We start from the raw sequence: 15142 nt of genomic DNA, 5'->3' as shown, positions 1-15142 counted from the left end.
GGCCCACTCACGCTATGCCGGGGCCGGTGACGGCTCGATCCCGGCGATCTCCAGTTCCCGGCCGCTGCGCAGGTCGCTGGAGGGCTGGTCGCAGCGCGGGCACCAGAAGAACGGGGGCATGCCCACCGGGAACTCCTCGGCACACGGGCCGCACCAGGCCTGCGCGGGAACCTGCTCGACCACGAGCCGTGCCCCGGCGAGAGCCGTGCCGTCGCGGGCCACCTCGAAGGCGAAGTCGAGGGCGTCGGGGACGACGCCCGCCAGCTCGCCGACGCGGACGGTCACCGCCGAGACGGCGCCCGTCCCGTCCGCCCGGGCCAGCTCGCCGGCCCGCTCGATGATCGCGGTCGCGATCGACAGTTCGTGCACGGCCGGCTCACGGATACCGGTGTCCGGCGCGGAAACCGCCGGCCATCCGCCAGATCCGCATCTCCCGCCTCAGGCTGGGAAACTCCCAGCACAACAGTGCCAGGGCCACACCGCCCACCAGGGCGGCCTCGGCCTTCAGCACCCGCTGTCCGCTCATCCCGCCTCGCCTGCGCGCGACGCGTCTGCGTACTCTCTGGACCTTCATTTGCGGCGACTCCCTGCTGTTCGTCATCATCCCGGCGGGATGTTCGGCATGGTCTCCGCGAGCGCGTCATGCCGCTTCCAGTGGATTCCCGTGGAGCGGCGCGCGTCGGCGGTGCCGTCCTCGTGGTGACCGGTCTGGTCCTCGTACCGCCCCTTGTTGCCCTGGTGCATGCCGGCGACATGGCCGGGGGTGTCGGGCTTCGCCTGGGGCCGGCCCACTCTGATGTTGCCCATGGGTGTTCTCCTTCCTCGCCTCCGACCTGCGGAGTGCGTGCTCATGGCCGCTCGGTGAGGTCCTCGAAGAACTGCTCGACGGCCGGCCAGACCCGGCCGCCGCCGGACAGGCCGCGCCACTCCCGGCGGACGACGGCGACCATCCGGTAGCAGTCGTCGATCGGCACGATCCAGTGGTGGTCGAGACCGTGGACGGTGTTCACAAGAAGCGCCTCCACCTCGGGTTCCACGGTCGCGAGCTGCGGACACCTGCCGGCCAGTTCCTGCCAAGCCGTCGCTTCCACCTCCCATCGCATGGCCCCCGCCGGGCTCGGGCCCTGCGCGGTGACGGTGCCGTCCGCCCGGGGCACGAAGAAGACCAGGCCGACGGGTACGCCCAGGACCCCGGTGTCGACCTTGGGCAGCCGGACCCTGCGGCGGGGCACGAGCCGGTACTGGCCGTCACGCGCCCCGGTCTCGGCGAACAGCACCGAGCAGGGGCGGCAGACGCACCGCACCTCGTCCTGCCCGGTGTCGTAGAGGTGGGCGTGCTCGTCGGGCACCGGCGCGGCGCACAGGTCGCACACCTCCGTCTCGGCCGCCGCCGTGCGGTCGGCCGAGGAGCGGATGAGGCGGGCCAGGGCTCCGTCCGTGGTCACCGTGCGCCCCGGTGTGTCAGCGTGGTCAGCGGTACGAATGCGGGTGCCGGCGTGCTCGGCAGTGGTTCCACCGCCGTCAGCTCGGGAGCCACCGCGAGCACCGCCTCACGGACGGCGTCGGTGACCTCGGAAGCTCCACCACCGCAACCGGATCCGCAGCCGCCACCCGCTTTGAGCCGCACCTGGGCCACCTGCCCCTCCACACCGGCCCACTCCACGTCGCCGCCGCGTTCCTGTACGGCGGGCCGCAGCCGCTCGACCGCGCGGGCCGCCCGGCGCTCGGCCGGCTCGGGGTGGATGTCGTGCAGGACCAGGAGATGGCCCAGCAACTCGTCGTCGGCCAGCTGCTCGGCCAGTTGCCCGTCCGCGTGATCCAGGACGCGGGCCAGTGCCTCGCCGTAGACCTCGGTCAGCAGCGCCACGGCCTCGGTGGCGGAGCGGGTGGTGGGGCCGGGGGCGGACTCGAGGCCGGCCAGCAGGTCGTCGAGCCGGGCGAGCCGGGCCTCGACGTCCGGGTCGGCCAGCCGTGCGGTGCCGGCCTCAGCCATGGTTCGCCCCGTACGTCGGCGAGTGCAGGGTGGTCAGCGTCTTGCCCTTGCCGACGTACATGTGCACGCCGCACGGCAGGCAGGGGTCGAAGCTGCGGACGGTGCGCATGATGTCGACGCCCTTGAAGTCGTCCGGCCCGTTCTCCTCGAAGATGGGCTGGCCCTGGACGGCGTCCTCGTACGGGCCGGGGGTGCCGTACATGTCGCGGGGGCTGGCGTTCCACGGGGTGGGCGGGTACGGGTGGTAGTTGGCGATCTTCTTGTCCTTGATCACCAGGTGGTGGGAGAGGACGCCGCGCACCGCCTCGTGGAAGCCGCAGCCGATCGCCTCGTCGGGCACCTCGTAGTTCTCGAACACCTTGGTCTCGCCCGCGCGGACCATCCCCATGGCCTCTTCGATGAACTGCAGGGCCATGGCGGCCGCGTAGGCGACGAAGTACGGCCGGGCGCGGTCGCGTTCGATGGTGTTGCTCCACCGCGGGATGCGCCACTCCAGGGTGGTCTCCGGCAGGGACTCGCCCTTGGGCAGCGAGATGCGCACGCTGTGGCCGGTGGACTTGACGTACGGGGTGTTGACGAGGCCGCTCAGCGCGGTCGACCACAGCCGGGCCAGCGGACCGCCGCCGGTGTCGAGGGCGAGGTGGTCGCCGGTGCGCTGGTCGAACCAGCGGGGGCTCATCACCCAGCTGTACTTGTCGTCGAAGTCGCGCTTCTGCGGCACCGGGACGGTGGTCTGGTTCCACGGGTGGCGCATGTCGACGGGGTTGCCGAGCGGGTCGTGCGTGACGAAGGGCGATTCGTTCACCCAGTCCTCGTAGTACGAGCTGCCGAGCATGATGCGCAGGCCCAGGTTGATGTCGACGAGGTTGTTGGTGACCAGCTCGCCGTCGACGATGATGCCGGGGGTGACGTACATGTCCTTGCCCCAGGAGTTCATCGTCTCGTAGCGGTAGTCGACGGTCTGGGGGTTCTGGAAGGCGCCCCAGCAGCCCAGCAGGACGCGGCGGCGGCCGACCTCCTCGTAACCGGGCAGCGCCTCGTAGAAGAAGTCGAAGACGTCGTCGTTCATGGCGACGGCCTTCTTCACGAAGTCGATGACCCGCATGAGGCGGCTGAGGTAGTCGGTGAAGACGGTCGGCTGCGGCATCGTGCCGACACCGCCCGGGTACAGCGTGGACGGGTGGACGTGCCGCCCCTCCATCAGGCAGAACATCTCGCGGGTGACCCGGCTGACCTTCAGGGCCTCCTTGTAGACCTCGCCCTCGAAGGGGTTGAAGGCCTTCATGATGTCGGCGATCGTCCGGTAGCCGTGGATCTCGCCGCGGGGCGCCTCGGTGCGTTCGGCGCGGGCCAGCACCCCCGGGTTGGTGGCCTTGACCATCGCCTCGCAGAAGTCCACGAACACCAGGTTGTCCTGGAAGATCGTGTGATCGAACATGTACTCGGCCGCTTCGCCGAGGTTGACGATGTGCTCGGCCAGCGGGGGCGGCTTGACGCCGTAGGCCATCTGCTGGGCGTAGTCGGAGCAGGTGGTGTGGTTGTCGCCGCAGATGCCGCAGATCCGGGACGTGATGAAGCCCGCGTCGCGCGGGTCCTTGCCCTTCATGAACACCGAGTAGCCGCGGAACAGCGACGAGGTGCTGTGGCATTCCACGACTTCCCGGTTGGCGAAGTCGATCTTCGTGTAGATGCCCAGGTTCCCGATGATTCGGGTGATCGGATCCCAGGACATGTCCACGAGCTGTGGCGGTTTGCGCTCGGTGGGCCGGGCCTCGGTGGTGGTCATCTGCGGTACTGCCCCTCGCTGTCGGTGGTGTGGGGGTGGGTGGTGGAGGGCTCGTCGCCCGGCATCAGGGTCGCCAGCGCGGGTCGTAACCGCTGGTCAGCTTGCGCTTGTTGTGGCGCCACCTGGGTTCGTGGTTGACCAGTTCGTTGGTCATGCCGCGCAGCCGGCGGATGACGGCCCCGTACGGCTTGATGACCATGGACGACAGGGTGCCGCCCGGGGGCTCGTCCATGAACGGCATGAACGCGTCGGGGAAGCCGGGCATCGTGCAGCCGATGCAGATGCCGCCGACGTTGGGGCAGCCGCCGATGCCGGCCATCCAGCCGCGCTTGGGCACGTTGCAGTTGACGACCGGACCCCAGCAGCCCGTCTTGACCAGGCACTTGGGCGAGTTGTAGTCCTTGGCGAAGCTGGCCTGCTCGTAGTACGAGCCGCGGTCGCAGCCCTCGTGGACCGTCTTCCCGAACAGCCACTGCGGGCGCAGCATGTGGTCCAGCGGGGGCGGCGGCGCGGAGCCGGCCGCGTGGTAGAGGACCCAGACCAGGGTCTCCATGAAGTTCTCGGGCTGGATCGGGCAGCCCGGCACGTTGACGATGGGCAGGCCGCCCTGGGAGGTGTAGTCCCAGCCCAGGTAGTCGGCGAGGCCCATGCACCCGGTCGGGTTGCCGGACATGGCGTGGATGCCGCCGAAGGTGGCGCAGGTGCCGGCGGCCACCACCGCCCAGGCCTTGGGGGCCAGCTGGTCGATCCACCAGTTGAGGGTCTGCGGCTCGCCGGTCTCCGGGTCGTTGCCGAAGGACGTCCAGTAGCCGTCGCCCTCGATGATGTTCTGGTTGGGGATCGAGCCCTCGATGACAAGGATGAACGGGCCGAGTTCGCCGCGTACGGCCGCCCGGTAGGGGGCGAGGAAGTCCTCGCCGCCCAGGCTCGGGGAGAGCACCTTGTTGACGAGGTTCACCTTGGGCAGGCCCGGGATCAGTCCGAGCACCAGGTCCTCGATGGAGGGCTGGTCGGCGGCGGTGAGGGAGACGGTGTCGCCGTCGCAGCTCATGCCTTCTGAGATCCAGAGGATGTGGATCTCCTCCATGCCCTGTCGTTCCTCTGACCGGTCGGGCTCCTTGCTGACTTCGGTGGTGCTGCTGTGCGTTGTCATGTCACTCGGCCTCCGCTGCGGGGGTCTCGGAGTCGGTCGTGTGCCGCGCCTGGGCTGCGGCGGGAGCCGGTGCCGACGGCTCGTCCGGGGATCCGGCGGGCTCGAGGGGTTCGAGTTCGTCGGGCCGGAAGTAGTGGAAGCGGCCGTACCAGGTGTGCAGTTCGGCCGCGGGGTCGTCGTCGAGAGTGACGGCGAGGTGCACGCTGCCGTCCACGTCGTGGAAGACGGCGGCGACCTCGGCGGTGCGGCCGGCCAGGAACATGTCCTGGGCGTCGGCGCCGCGTCCCCGGGGGCGGAGCCGTACGCGGCTGCCACTGCCGAGCGGGACGCCGTCGACGAGCACGGTGTCGTTGGTCGGGGAGAGCCCGTCGTCGGCGCCCTCCTGCCACCAGGCGGGGCGGTCGGCGGGCGTCGGGGCCACGGGGGCGACCGGTGCCAGGGAGCGGACTGCGCCGTGCAGCCGTTCGAAGACCTCCGGCGGCATGGTGTCGACCCGGTCGAGGATCGCGGCCGCCCTCGGGTCGGTGGCCCGCGCTTCGCGCTTCTCATCGTCGGTCAGCAGCATCGTGCGCAGCGTGAGGATCTCGTCGATCTCCGCGGCGTCGTGCAGGTCGCCCGGGCTCTCGGGGGCCACCTGGGGGTGGTCGGGCAGGATGATCGGTGCGGAGAGCAGGACGTGTCCGTCGCCGCCGAGGACGGGGAAGGTGAACTCGTTCCGGCACGAGCGGGCGAGTGTGCGCAGGTCCGTCGGCGGGTCGGTCAGCGAGACGAACTCCACGCCGTCGCCGCCGACGAGGGTGTGGGTGGCGATGAGGGCCCGGCACAGTGCCTCGCCACGAGTGGTCCGCGGGTCCGGTGCCGGCCCGGTGTTCGTGGTGCGCACACGGAGCCGGCAGAGGTCGTCCGAGAGTCGCTCGGCGGTGACGGTGGTGTCGGCCCGTACCTCGTCGCGGTGCCGCACCACCCGCCCGGCGTGACCGGGCAGCGGCTCGACGTCCACGCCGGCCGACGCGACCACGGGGACGGTACGTCCACCCTGAAGGAGGAGTTCGTCGAGCGGGACCTCGACCTCGTATTCACGCGGCACGGCCTCGTCGAAGGTCAGATGTGCCGTGCCGTCGGCCGTGCGCAGCGACTCGACGGCGTGATGACGGCCGTCCCGGGCTTCCTCCACCTGCTTGCGCTGCATCTGGAGGTGACGGATCCGCACGCGTACGGACGCGTTGCCGGGCTGTCTGATCCGCAGCAGGCACTCGGTCTGCTGGTACCAGGAGTCGGCGGAGCCGGAGACACCGGGGGCCACGGGCCCGTCCGCCTCCACCCAGTCCCGCGGGAACAGGACCCCGAACTGCCATCGGACGCGGTTCTTGGCCGAGGACCGGCGGTAGGGGTAGAGGAGGTAGCCCTCGTAGAGGACGGCGTCGGCGACGGCGCTCACCTGCTCGAAGGGGTCCGAAGACCGGTCAGGGGGCGGATCCTCGCCGCCTCTCGTGGCAGCGCACGCCGTGCCGCCCTCGGCCAATCCCTCCGCCATCGCGCCTCCTCGTCCGGGTGTGCACGCGCATCCAGGGGTGCACGCGCATCCCTTCCACCACGGTCACACCGCTCATCCACGGTCGCCTCCTCCGGCGCAGCGTCATTGGGCCGTTCGGGGCGGCACGAACATGACGACGGCCCGTCGGCGGCGAGCGCGACGGGCCGGTGTCGGGACGCTGGGAGTCGAGGGCGTCACCTCTGCACGTGGGACAGCCGCCGTGCCACGAGGGGGACGATCACTGCGGCGGCCACCACATGCGACGCGGCGAGGATGATCTGGGTGGACGTGGCCGTGTGCGGGGCGACGGCCGGGCCGGCGAGGGACAGTACGGTGAGGACGACGGTGGTCACGGTGAAGGTGCGGGCGGGCCGCTTCGCCCAGCGGGCGAGCACCACCGCGAGGACGATGCCGGCGACCGACCAGAACACCACGCCGCCGCCGAAGCCGCCGACGGGGATCTCCGCGGCCTCCGTGGCCCCGGGGCCGGCCGCCTCCATCGGGGCGCCCACGGCCCGGGCGACGAGCGCGAACGCCTCCGTCACGACGGCACCGGCGAGCGTCGCCAGGACGCCGACCAGCCATACGGGCCGCGTGGAAAGGAAGTCGGGGTTGTGCCGGGACTCGGTCCGGGCCTGCGTCTGCGGGGTCGTCACGCTCATGTCGCCTTCTCCTGCCGGGTGTTGGGCTTGGTACGCCTTACGGAGAGGTAGACCGGGCAGACGCGCCGGAACTCATCGGTGAACCGAGGACCGGCACGACCGTTCGACCGAACAGCGCAAGTCGCCTGCACGAACCGGCGAGTCCAGGGAAGTCGTCACACCATGGACCAGCCGATGAACCAGCACCCCCGCACGACCACCAGCCCCGCCGTCACGACCCTGGCCGACCCGTTGGTCAACAAGGGCACCGCCTTCAGCCGGCGGGAGCGCGCCGAGCTCGGTCTCGACGGGCTGCTGCCGCCCGCCGTGGAGACCCTGGACGAGCAGGTCGCCCGCGCCTACGAGGCGTTCCACGGCTACGACAAACCCCTCAACCGGCACATCTACCTGCGTCAGCTCCAGGACACCAACGAGGTGCTCTTCTACGGTCTGGTCACCGAGTACCTGGAGGAACTGCTGCCCGTCGTCTACACGCCGACGGTGGGTGAGGCCTGTCAGCGTTTCAGCGAGATCTACCGGCGGCCGCGCGGGCTGTTCCTGACGTGGGAGGACCGGCATCGGTTCCGGGACATCCTGCGCAACCGTCCGCACCGCGACAAGGACGTGGACGTCATCGTCGTCACCGACGGTCAGCGCATCCTCGGCCTGGGCGACCAGGGCGTCGGCGGGATGGGCATCCCGATCGGCAAGCTCAGCCTCTACACGGCGATCGGCGGCATCCACCCCGCCCGTACCCTGCCGATCCTGCTGGACGTCGGCACCGACAACGAGGACCTGCTCGGCAACCCGCGCTACCTCGGCCGGCGCGCCCGCAGGCTGACCGGCGCCGAGTACGACGAGATGATCGAGGCCTTCGTCTCGGCGGTCGAGGCGGAGCTTCCCGGAACGCTGCTCCAGTGGGAGGACTTCGCCACCGCCCACGCCTATCCCATCCTCTCGCGCTACCGGGACCGGCTGCTCACCTTCAACGACGACATCCAGGGCACGGCGGCCGTCACGCTCGGCGCCCTGTCCACCGCTGCGAACGTGTCCGGCACTCCGCTGCCGGAGCAGCGCCTGGTGATCCTGGGTGCGGGGTCGGCCGCCATCGGTGTCGCCGACATGATCCGGACGGCCATGATCGAGGAGGGCCTGTCCGAGGACGAGGCCACGGCACGGTTCTGGATCCTGGACGTCGACGGTCTGCTGGTGCGGTCGCGCACGGAACTGACGCCGCAGCAGCGGATGTTCGCGCGCGACGACAGCGAGGTGAAGGGCTGGGACGGCACCGGCCTCGCCGAGGTGGTGCGCCGTGTCGAGCCGACGGCGCTCATCGGGCTGTCGACGGCTCACGGCGCGTTCACCGAGGAGATCGTGCGGCAGATGGGCTCGACCTGTGAACGGCCCGTCATCTTCCCGCTCTCCAACCCCACCTCCCACTCCGAGGCCGAGCCCGCCGACCTCACCCGCTGGACCGACGGCCGGGCGCTGATCGCCACCGGCTCGCCCTTCCCGCCGCTCATGGTGGACGGGCACGAGGTGCCGGTGGCGCAGTCGAACAACGTGTACGTCTTCCCGGCCATGGGGCTCGCGGTGACCGCGAGCCGGGCCACGCGCGTCACCGACCGCATGATGGTGGCTGCCGCCCGGGCCGTCGCCGAGTGCGCGGTACGGGCGGCCCACGGCGAGGACGGTCCCGTGCCGCTGCTGCCGCCCCTGAACGGGATGCGCGAGTCCGCTCGCGAGATCGCCCTGGCCGCTGCTCTCGCCGCCGTCGAGGACGGGGTGGCCCCGCGGGCGACGGAGGCGGAACTGCGCGAGGCGGTCGCGAAGACCCAGTGGACACCACGGTACGAGGCCTAGACCGGCGCTTCCTTGATGAGTCGATCGTCACGGGCCGCCCGGCCGCCGAGTTGACCGCGCTGCATCCGCTGCGGTGAGGAAGGTCCGGGCTCGGTCAGTGGCTGCCCCGGTGTGCGTGTGCTTCGGCGAGGAGGAGGTAGCTGCCGGCGGTCCAGGTGTAGGCGCGGTCGCGCAGGCCCGTGCCCGTGAGGGCGTCGAAGTTCTCGGCGAAGCCGTGGGTCTCGCACAGGGCGCGGAACCGGGCGCTGATGTCGTCGGCGAGCCGGTGGTGGCCGGCGCGGCGCAGGCCGTCCTCGATGAGGACGGTGGCGGGGGCCCAGACGGGGCCGCGCCAGTAGCCGTCGGAGAGGTAGTGCGGTGAGGTGGGCAGCTCGGTGGCCAGGCCGAACGGGGTCAGATGGGCCTTGATGTGGTCGGCCAGCGCGCTGCCGATCTCGCCGGGCAGGTGCTCGCCCAGCACGATGGGCATCAGGTCGAGGAGGCTGGAGCTGCTCCAGGTCTGCCCGGTGGCGGCTCCCCGGGCGACGAACCGTTCGCCGGTCCAGAGTTCGTCCAGCAGCGCCGACTGGATCTCGTGTGCCGTTCGCGTCCACCGGGTCGCTTCGTCCGTCTTCCGCAACTCCGTGGCGAGACCGGCGAGTTCGTGCAGCTGGAGGACGAGGAAGGCGGCCAGATCGGCGGTGACGACCACCCGCTCGGGGTCGAAGGTGGTGGCGTTGTCCCAGCCGCTGTCGTTGCCGTGCTGGTAGTGGGGCAGGAGGGCTCCGGGGGCGCGCCGAGCGGTGAGCCAGAAGTGCGTCCAGCGTGTCAGCCGGTCGTATGTGTCGGCCAGTTCCGCCCGGCTGGGCGGCACCGGCAGCCGACGGCGCAGATGGCCCGACGCCCAGCCGTGGATGGGCGGTTTGACGAAGTTGTGGAGGACCTCGGAGTGGGTGACGGAGTCGGGCAGGGCTCCGCTGCCGTCCTGGTGGTCGAAGGGCAGGGCGAACTGGTCCACGGCCAGTTCGGGACAACCCGGAGCCAGGGCCAGGGCGTTGAAACAGTGGTCCCAGCTCCAGACCTTGTCCATCCAGTGCTTGGACATGAGAACGGCGGGCCGGGAGACGAGTCCGGCCGGGCGTACGGTCGCCGACCAGAGGACGTAGGCGGCGAGTTCGGCGGCCGGGGTGGCGGACGAGCGCCAGGGGGCCACCGCGTCGACGAAGTCGGCGAAGGATCCGCGTGCTGCCGTCACGATCTCGCCGAAGTCGGCCGAGGACGCGTACGGGGGGCGGGAGGTGTCGATTTCCTCGATGGCGATCTCCCACCCGCCGTCCGCCGCCGCGCTCAGGGCGAGGCCGCGGTCGCCGCCGCCCAGGGCCTGGGCTCCGGCGGTGTGGGCGATACGGCCGGACAGGGTGGTGACTCGGTAGCGGCGTCCCGTCTCGTACGACGTGAACACGTGCGCGTCAGCTGCCGGGTCGTGGAAGAAGTACGTCCCGCTGAACGGGGTCAGGACCTGCGCGGCCGCGGAGACGCCGATGTCCAGTCCGCTCCCCCGCAGGCGTACGGTGTCCGGCGACTCGTAGGCGAGGTCGATGCGCCCGGCCGGGGCGACCCAGCTGAGCAGTCCCGGTGTCGCCTCGACACGGGTGCCGGCGCGCTCGCCCGTCGCCGGGTCCAGGGGGACGAGGCGGAGGACGGCGTGCATGCCGTTCTGGTGCGAGACGAGGTGGAGGTCCTCGGCGTATGTCTTCTCCGCCACCACGGGTGAGATGCCGAACCAGGATCCGAACGTGCTGAACGGGATGTCGTGGACGGAGAAGGCCGGTCCGGACGACGGGGCGGCGGTCATGAAGGCGTGACTCGTTTCTCGAGCAGGGAGCGTCGGCAGAAGGGGATGACGGGAGGTCAGTCCTTGACGGCACCGGCGGTCACGCCGGCGGCGACGTAGCGCTGGGCCAGGACGAGGATCACCGCGGCCGGCAGCGAGGCCACGACGGCGGTCGCCATGATGGCGTTCCACTCCTGGTTGTTGTTGCCGATGTAGTGGTAGATGCCCAGGGTGATCGGCTCGTGGGTGCCGCCGTTGACGAGGGTGCCGGCGAAGACGAAGTCGGACCACGACCACAGGAACGCGAAGAGGGACACCGTGACGACGGCGTTGCGGCTCATCGGCAGGACGACGGACCAGAAGGTGCGCAGGGCCCCCGCCCCGTCCGTCTTCGCGGCCTGGAGCAGTTCGCCGGGGATGCCGGACATGAACGCCGTGAAGATGAGCACGGCGAACGGGACGGCCAGGGTGGAGTCGGCGACGATCAGTCCGGGCACGGACCGGAGCAGGCCGAGCTGGAGGTAGATGGCGTAGAACCCCATCGCCATGATGATGCCGGGGATCATCTGGGCGACCAGGAAGAGGAAGGCGAGCAGACCGCCGCCGCGCGGGCGCAGTTTGGCCAGGGCGTAGCCGGCGGGGGCGGCCAGTGCCACGGTCAGGACGACCGTTCCCAGGCCGATGACGAGGCTGGTCGCGAGGTAGGGCAACTGCTCGTCCAGGACGGTGCGGTAGCCGGCCAGGGTGCCGTTCAGCGGCAGCAGGTCCGGCGGGCTCTTGCGCATGTCCTGGTCGCGGGTGAGGGAGACGTTGAGCATCCAGTAGACCGGGAAGAGCATGATCGCGGTCAGCAGCAGACCGATGGCCGTCTTCCACCATGTACGGCTGGGGCTTCGGTTCATGACAGCGCCTGCTTTCGCTGGACCCGGATGTAGACGAGGCCGAACACCAGGGCGGCGACGACGAGCAGGTTGCCGACGGCCGCTCCGGGACCGAAGGCGGGCAGGAGGTTGCCGAAGCCGAGCTGGTAGGACCAGGTGGCGAAGGTGGTGGACGAGTCCGCCGGGCCGCCCTTGGTCATGATCCAGATGATGTCGAAGACCTTGAGCGTGTAGACGAGGCCCAGGAGCAGGGTGATCGCGGACACCGGGCGCAGCAGCGGGAAGGTGATACGCCAGAAGCGGTGCCAGGCGTTCGCCCCGTCCAGCGCCGCCGCCTCGTACAGGCTGGCGGGGATGGACTGCAGGCCGCTGTGAAGCACGACCAGGTTGAAGGGGACGCCGATCCAGATGTTGGCGATGATCACCGAGGTCAGCGACCAGGACGGCGAGGTCAGCCAGTTCACCGGGTCGACGCCGACGGTGCCCAGCAGGGCGTTGACGATGCCGGAGTCGCTGTTGAGCATCCACGACCAGGTGGAGGCCGACACGATCAGCGGGAGCAGCCAGGGCACCAGGAACAGGGCCCGCAGGGTCGCCGACAACCGGAAGTGCTGGTGGAAGAAGACCGCGAGGGCCAGGCCGATGGCGTACTGGAAGACCAGGCACACGGCGGTGAACACCACGGTGTGGAGCAGGGCCGGGGCGAAGGTCGGGTCGTCGAGGACCTTCCCGTAGTTCTCCAGGCCCGTGAAGGGCGCGTTGCCCTGGACGAAGGAGCGGACCGTGTAGTCGCGCAGGCTCAGGTCGAGGTTGCGGAACAGCGGATAGGCGTAGAAGAGGACGAGGTAGAGGGTCACCGGGGCGAGGAAGGCCCAGGCGGCCCACTGCGGGGAGGTCGGGCGGCGCCGTGTCGCGGCACGGGCCGGGGGCGGGGCGGAGGCCGCCGCCGTCCCGGCCGGGGTGCGCACGGGCCGGTGGTCCGGCGGATGTGCCGTCTGCTTCATCGGACTCATGTCACTTGACCGCGGCCTGCGCCGACGTCAGCGCGTCCTTGGGCGACTTGGACCCGCTGAGGGCGGACTGGACCGCCTTCCACAACTGCTCCGAGATCTTGGGGTACTTGGTGCCGAGGTCGCCGCTGGTGCGGCCCTTGGCCGACTTGACCGCGTCGACCCAGGGCTTCAGCGCGGGGTTCGCCGCCACCTGCTTGTTCTGGACCTCGCCGGTGGGGGCCACGTAGGACAGGGTGGTGTCGGTGTCGTACAGGTTCTTGGTGCTGGTCAGGCAGGCAGCCAGTTTCTGCGAGGTGGTGTAGCGGCCGGTGTCGTCCTGGACCGGGAGGGTGACGAACTCGCCGCCGGTCGGGGCGGCGGCGTTGCCCCCGTCGGAGCCCGGGATCGGCAGGACCCCGTATTCGAAGTCGGCCTTCTCGGCGTTGGCGAGCTGCCAGGTGCCGTTCTCGGCGAAGGCGTAGTCGCCGCCGGCGAACTCCTGCCAGCTGGTCGTCTGGGTGTTGTTGATGACCGAGTTGGGGGCGTAGCCCTGCTTCAGCCAGTTCTTCCACAGCGACAGCGCGGAGACGGCCTGGGCGGAGTCGAGTTCGGTCAGTTCGGCGCCCGAGCCCCAGAACCAGGGCAGGAACTGGAAGCTGCCCTCCTCGGTCCCGATGGCGGAGAAGGTGATGCCCTTCTTGCCGGCCTTCTTGACCTTCTCCAGCGCCGCCGTCAGCGACTTCCAGTCCTTGACCGAGGCGATGTCCACCCCGGCCTCCTTCAGCACCTTCTTGTTGTAGTAGAGGGCGAGGGTGTTGGCGCCGATCGGCGTGCCGTACGTCTTGCCGCCCGACTGGCCGGCCGCGATCAGGTTCGGGTCGACCTTGGAGGTGTCGAGCTTGTTGTCGTCGGTCGTGGTGAGCACGCCCGCCTCGGCCAGGGTCGAGACGACGGGGTTGTCGACGATGAGGACGTCCGGGGAGTTGCCCTGCTGGGCCGCGAGCAGCGTCTTGTTGGCCAGGTCGCTGGTGTCGAAACCGGTCCGCTGGATCTTCACACCGGCCTGGGTGCCGCACTTGTCCAGTAGCTTCGTCCAGGACGAACCCTTGGCGAACTGCGGGTACGGGTCCCAGATCGTGTAGGTGCCGCTGTCGGCGTCCTTGGCGTCGGTGCTGCCCGTGCCGGAGGAACAGGCGGTGCCGACGACGGCGACGACGGTCGACAGGGCCACGGTGGCGAGGAGCCGTCTTGAGGAGCTGTGCATGGCGGGTCCTTCGTTCTTGGCATACGGGTGCCGTGGGAGGGATGACGAGGGGTGTGCCGGTACGCCGAAGGGCGGCGGCGTGCGTGGTGGTGAAGCGATGAGGGTCCGAGGTGGGTTCGAGGGTCAGGCGGGGGGCGTTCCGCCGGCGGGCCCGGTGCTCGCCCGCAGCGAGATGGGCGGTGCGAGAAGGTGGTGCCGAGGTGGCGCGCCGGGGTGGTCGAGCCGTTCGATGAGCAGGTCGACGGCGCGACGTCCCATCTCCTCGGCCGGTACGTCCGCCGCGGTGAGCTGCGGGGTCACCGTCTCCGCCCACCGGCCGGCCACGACTCCGGTGACGGAGAAGTCCCTCGGCACATGGCGGCCCGCCTGGGCGAGCCCTCGGTAGAGGCCGCCCAGGGCGGCCTCGTTCAGCGTGACCAGGGCCGTGGTCGCCGGGTCGTCGTGCAGGATCCGCTCCAGGCACGCCTGGCCGGACGCGGCGTCGTCGCCGCAGCAGTACGTCCGCACCGCCAGCCCGCGCTCGGCCGCGGCCTTGGTGAATCCGTCCAGTCCCCGGTGCGCGGACTCGTATCCCGCCCGCAGGAGCTGCTCCGGCCGGTTGACGAAGGCGACCCGGCGATGACCGAGGTCCGCGAGATGGTGGACGCACGCCGCCGCCAGTGCGGTGTGGTCCAGGCCGACCCACCAGCCGCCCTCCGGGTGCGCGGTGCGGCCGATGGCGACGGCGGGGAAGTCCAGCTCGGCCAGGTGGTCGACCCGGTCGTCCTCCAGTCTGATCTCCATCAGGATCGCGCCGTCGACCCGCCGCTCCCCCAGCAGCCGCTGGAACGAGCGGTCGCTGTCCACGCCGCTCGGGGACAGCAGCACGTCGTAGTCATGGGCCGCGGCGGCTTCGACGACACTGCCGATGAAGTCCAGCTGCATGCCGGTGTAGTGGTTGCCGGCGGGCGGGAAGACCAGGCCGATCGTGCTGGTCCGGCCGTTGGCCAGGGCGCGGGCGCTGGCGTTGGGCCGGTAGCCCAGCTCGTCGATGACGTCCTGGATCTTCCGGCGTGTCTCGTCCGACACCGGACGCTTGCCGCTGAGCGCGTACGACACGGTGCTCCGCGAGACACCGGCCCGCCGGGCGATCTCACCGATGTTCACGGGGAACTCCTTGCGTGGGCTGTCGAACCAGTGGTTGTCGAACCGGTTCGCGTGAAGTGAAGCTAGGAACTGCCCG

The 15142-nt window shown here is 70.5% G+C and carries 15 protein-coding genes; 1 reads left to right on the top strand and 14 read right to left on the bottom strand.

Translation table 11 applies throughout. The annotated features are described in order from the left end of the window. Window positions 1–12 precede the first annotated feature (12 nt). The 9 genes from hypA to ACZ6TU_RS28505 all read right to left on the bottom strand — a co-directional run bounded on the left by hypA (window position 13) and on the right by ACZ6TU_RS28505 (window position 7128). A complete protein-coding gene (hypA, locus tag ACZ6TU_RS28545) occupies window positions 13–369 on the bottom strand; it encodes a hydrogenase maturation nickel metallochaperone HypA (protein ID WP_467677483.1) in 357 nt (118 codons plus the stop codon). A gap of 7 nt (window positions 370–376) precedes the next feature. Beyond that, entirely contained in the window at window positions 377–574 is a 198-nt protein-coding gene (locus ACZ6TU_RS28540; RefSeq protein ID WP_467677481.1) for a hypothetical protein, read from the bottom strand. Between the two features lie 26 nt (window positions 575–600). Next, a complete protein-coding gene (locus ACZ6TU_RS28535) occupies window positions 601–807 on the bottom strand; it encodes a hypothetical protein (protein WP_467677479.1) in 207 nt (68 codons plus the stop codon). A 41-nt stretch (window positions 808–848) separates the two neighbouring features. After that, window positions 849–1445 (bottom strand): DUF5947 family protein, encoded by a 597-nt coding sequence (locus tag ACZ6TU_RS28530; RefSeq protein ID WP_467677477.1) that lies wholly within the window; start codon window positions 1443–1445, stop codon window positions 849–851. Continuing rightward, window positions 1442–1993: a NifU family protein gene (locus tag ACZ6TU_RS28525; protein WP_467677475.1), complete on the bottom strand. Its 552-nt coding sequence runs from the start codon at window positions 1991–1993 to the stop codon at window positions 1442–1444. The genes ACZ6TU_RS28530 and ACZ6TU_RS28525 overlap by 4 nt, the downstream gene beginning before the upstream one ends. After that, window positions 1986–3779 (bottom strand): nickel-dependent hydrogenase large subunit, encoded by a 1794-nt coding sequence (locus ACZ6TU_RS28520; protein WP_467677473.1) that lies wholly within the window; start codon window positions 3777–3779, stop codon window positions 1986–1988. The genes ACZ6TU_RS28525 and ACZ6TU_RS28520 overlap by 8 nt, the downstream gene beginning before the upstream one ends. 64 nt (window positions 3780–3843) lie before the next feature. Further along, window positions 3844–4932 carry an NADH-quinone oxidoreductase subunit B family protein gene (locus tag ACZ6TU_RS28515; RefSeq protein WP_467677472.1) on the bottom strand — a complete coding sequence of 363 codons (1089 nt, stop codon included), beginning with the start codon at window positions 4930–4932 and terminating at the stop codon, window positions 3844–3846. A gap of 1 nt (window position 4933) precedes the next feature. Further along, window positions 4934–6466: a hypothetical protein gene (locus ACZ6TU_RS28510; protein ID WP_469551930.1), complete on the bottom strand. Its 1533-nt coding sequence runs from the start codon at window positions 6464–6466 to the stop codon at window positions 4934–4936. Between the two features lie 194 nt (window positions 6467–6660). Beyond that, on the bottom strand, window positions 6661–7128 hold the full coding sequence (locus tag ACZ6TU_RS28505; RefSeq protein ID WP_469551927.1) for a DUF6069 family protein: 468 nt from the start codon (window positions 7126–7128) through the stop codon (window positions 6661–6663). Between the two features lie 162 nt (window positions 7129–7290). Here ACZ6TU_RS28505 and ACZ6TU_RS28500 point away from each other — a divergent pair, with 162 nt between their 5' ends. Next, window positions 7291–8970: an NAD-dependent malic enzyme gene (locus ACZ6TU_RS28500; RefSeq protein WP_467677466.1), complete on the top strand. Its 1680-nt coding sequence runs from the start codon at window positions 7291–7293 to the stop codon at window positions 8968–8970. Window positions 8971–9064: 94 nt separating this feature from the next. On the opposite strand, the gene ACZ6TU_RS28495 is transcribed toward ACZ6TU_RS28500, so the two are convergent. From ACZ6TU_RS28495 to ACZ6TU_RS28475, 5 genes are all read right to left on the bottom strand, one after another. Next, window positions 9065–10804 (bottom strand): amylo-alpha-1,6-glucosidase, encoded by a 1740-nt coding sequence (locus ACZ6TU_RS28495; protein ID WP_467677464.1) that lies wholly within the window; start codon window positions 10802–10804, stop codon window positions 9065–9067. A gap of 56 nt (window positions 10805–10860) precedes the next feature. After that, the gene (locus ACZ6TU_RS28490; protein WP_467677462.1) at window positions 10861–11685 is read right to left on the bottom strand and encodes a carbohydrate ABC transporter permease; all 825 of its coding nucleotides are present in this window, start codon (window positions 11683–11685) and stop codon (window positions 10861–10863) included. Further along, the gene (locus ACZ6TU_RS28485) at window positions 11682–12668 is read right to left on the bottom strand and encodes a carbohydrate ABC transporter permease (protein WP_467677460.1); all 987 of its coding nucleotides are present in this window, start codon (window positions 12666–12668) and stop codon (window positions 11682–11684) included. Before ACZ6TU_RS28485 ends, ACZ6TU_RS28490 begins: the two co-directional genes overlap by 4 nt. Before the next feature lie 10 nt (window positions 12669–12678). Next, entirely contained in the window at window positions 12679–13920 is a 1242-nt protein-coding gene (locus ACZ6TU_RS28480) for a sugar ABC transporter substrate-binding protein (RefSeq protein ID WP_469551924.1), read from the bottom strand. A 123-nt stretch (window positions 13921–14043) separates the two neighbouring features. Further along, window positions 14044–15066, bottom strand: a complete 1023-nt coding sequence (locus tag ACZ6TU_RS28475) for a LacI family DNA-binding transcriptional regulator (RefSeq protein WP_467677457.1) — start codon at window positions 15064–15066, stop codon at window positions 14044–14046. Window positions 15067–15142: the final 76 nt, after the last annotated feature.

The sequence above is a fragment of the Streptomyces sp. NPDC052064 genome (assembly GCF_055585925.1).
This window is presented reverse-complemented; position numbering and strand designations above follow the sequence as displayed.

What these genes read in the sequence shown, in the direction of transcription:
- ACZ6TU_RS28540 (WP_467677481.1), bottom strand. Translation starts at nt 574, where the DNA reads ATGAAGGTCCAGAGAGTACGCAGACGCGTCGCGCGCAGGCGAGGCGGG.
- ACZ6TU_RS28535 (WP_467677479.1), bottom strand. Translation starts at nt 807, where the DNA reads ATGGGCAACATCAGAGTGGGCCGGCCCCAGGCGAAGCCCGACACCCCC.
- ACZ6TU_RS28525 (WP_467677475.1), bottom strand. Translation starts at nt 1,993, where the DNA reads ATGGCTGAGGCCGGCACCGCACGGCTGGCCGACCCGGACGTCGAGGCC.
- ACZ6TU_RS28520 (WP_467677473.1), bottom strand. Translation starts at nt 3,779, where the DNA reads ATGACCACCACCGAGGCCCGGCCCACCGAGCGCAAACCGCCACAGCTC.
- ACZ6TU_RS28515 (WP_467677472.1), bottom strand. Translation starts at nt 4,932, where the DNA reads ATGACAACGCACAGCAGCACCACCGAAGTCAGCAAGGAGCCCGACCGG.
- ACZ6TU_RS28510 (WP_469551930.1), bottom strand. Translation starts at nt 6,466, where the DNA reads ATGGCGGAGGGATTGGCCGAGGGCGGCACGGCGTGCGCTGCCACGAGA.
- ACZ6TU_RS28505 (WP_469551927.1), bottom strand. Translation starts at nt 7,128, where the DNA reads ATGAGCGTGACGACCCCGCAGACGCAGGCCCGGACCGAGTCCCGGCAC.
- ACZ6TU_RS28500 (WP_467677466.1), top strand. Translation starts at nt 7,291, where the DNA reads ATGGACCAGCCGATGAACCAGCACCCCCGCACGACCACCAGCCCCGCC.
- ACZ6TU_RS28495 (WP_467677464.1), bottom strand. Translation starts at nt 10,804, where the DNA reads ATGACCGCCGCCCCGTCGTCCGGACCGGCCTTCTCCGTCCACGACATC.
- ACZ6TU_RS28490 (WP_467677462.1), bottom strand. Translation starts at nt 11,685, where the DNA reads ATGAACCGAAGCCCCAGCCGTACATGGTGGAAGACGGCCATCGGTCTG.
- ACZ6TU_RS28485 (WP_467677460.1), bottom strand. Translation starts at nt 12,668, where the DNA reads ATGAAGCAGACGGCACATCCGCCGGACCACCGGCCCGTGCGCACCCCG.
- ACZ6TU_RS28480 (WP_469551924.1), bottom strand. Translation starts at nt 13,920, where the DNA reads ATGCACAGCTCCTCAAGACGGCTCCTCGCCACCGTGGCCCTGTCGACC.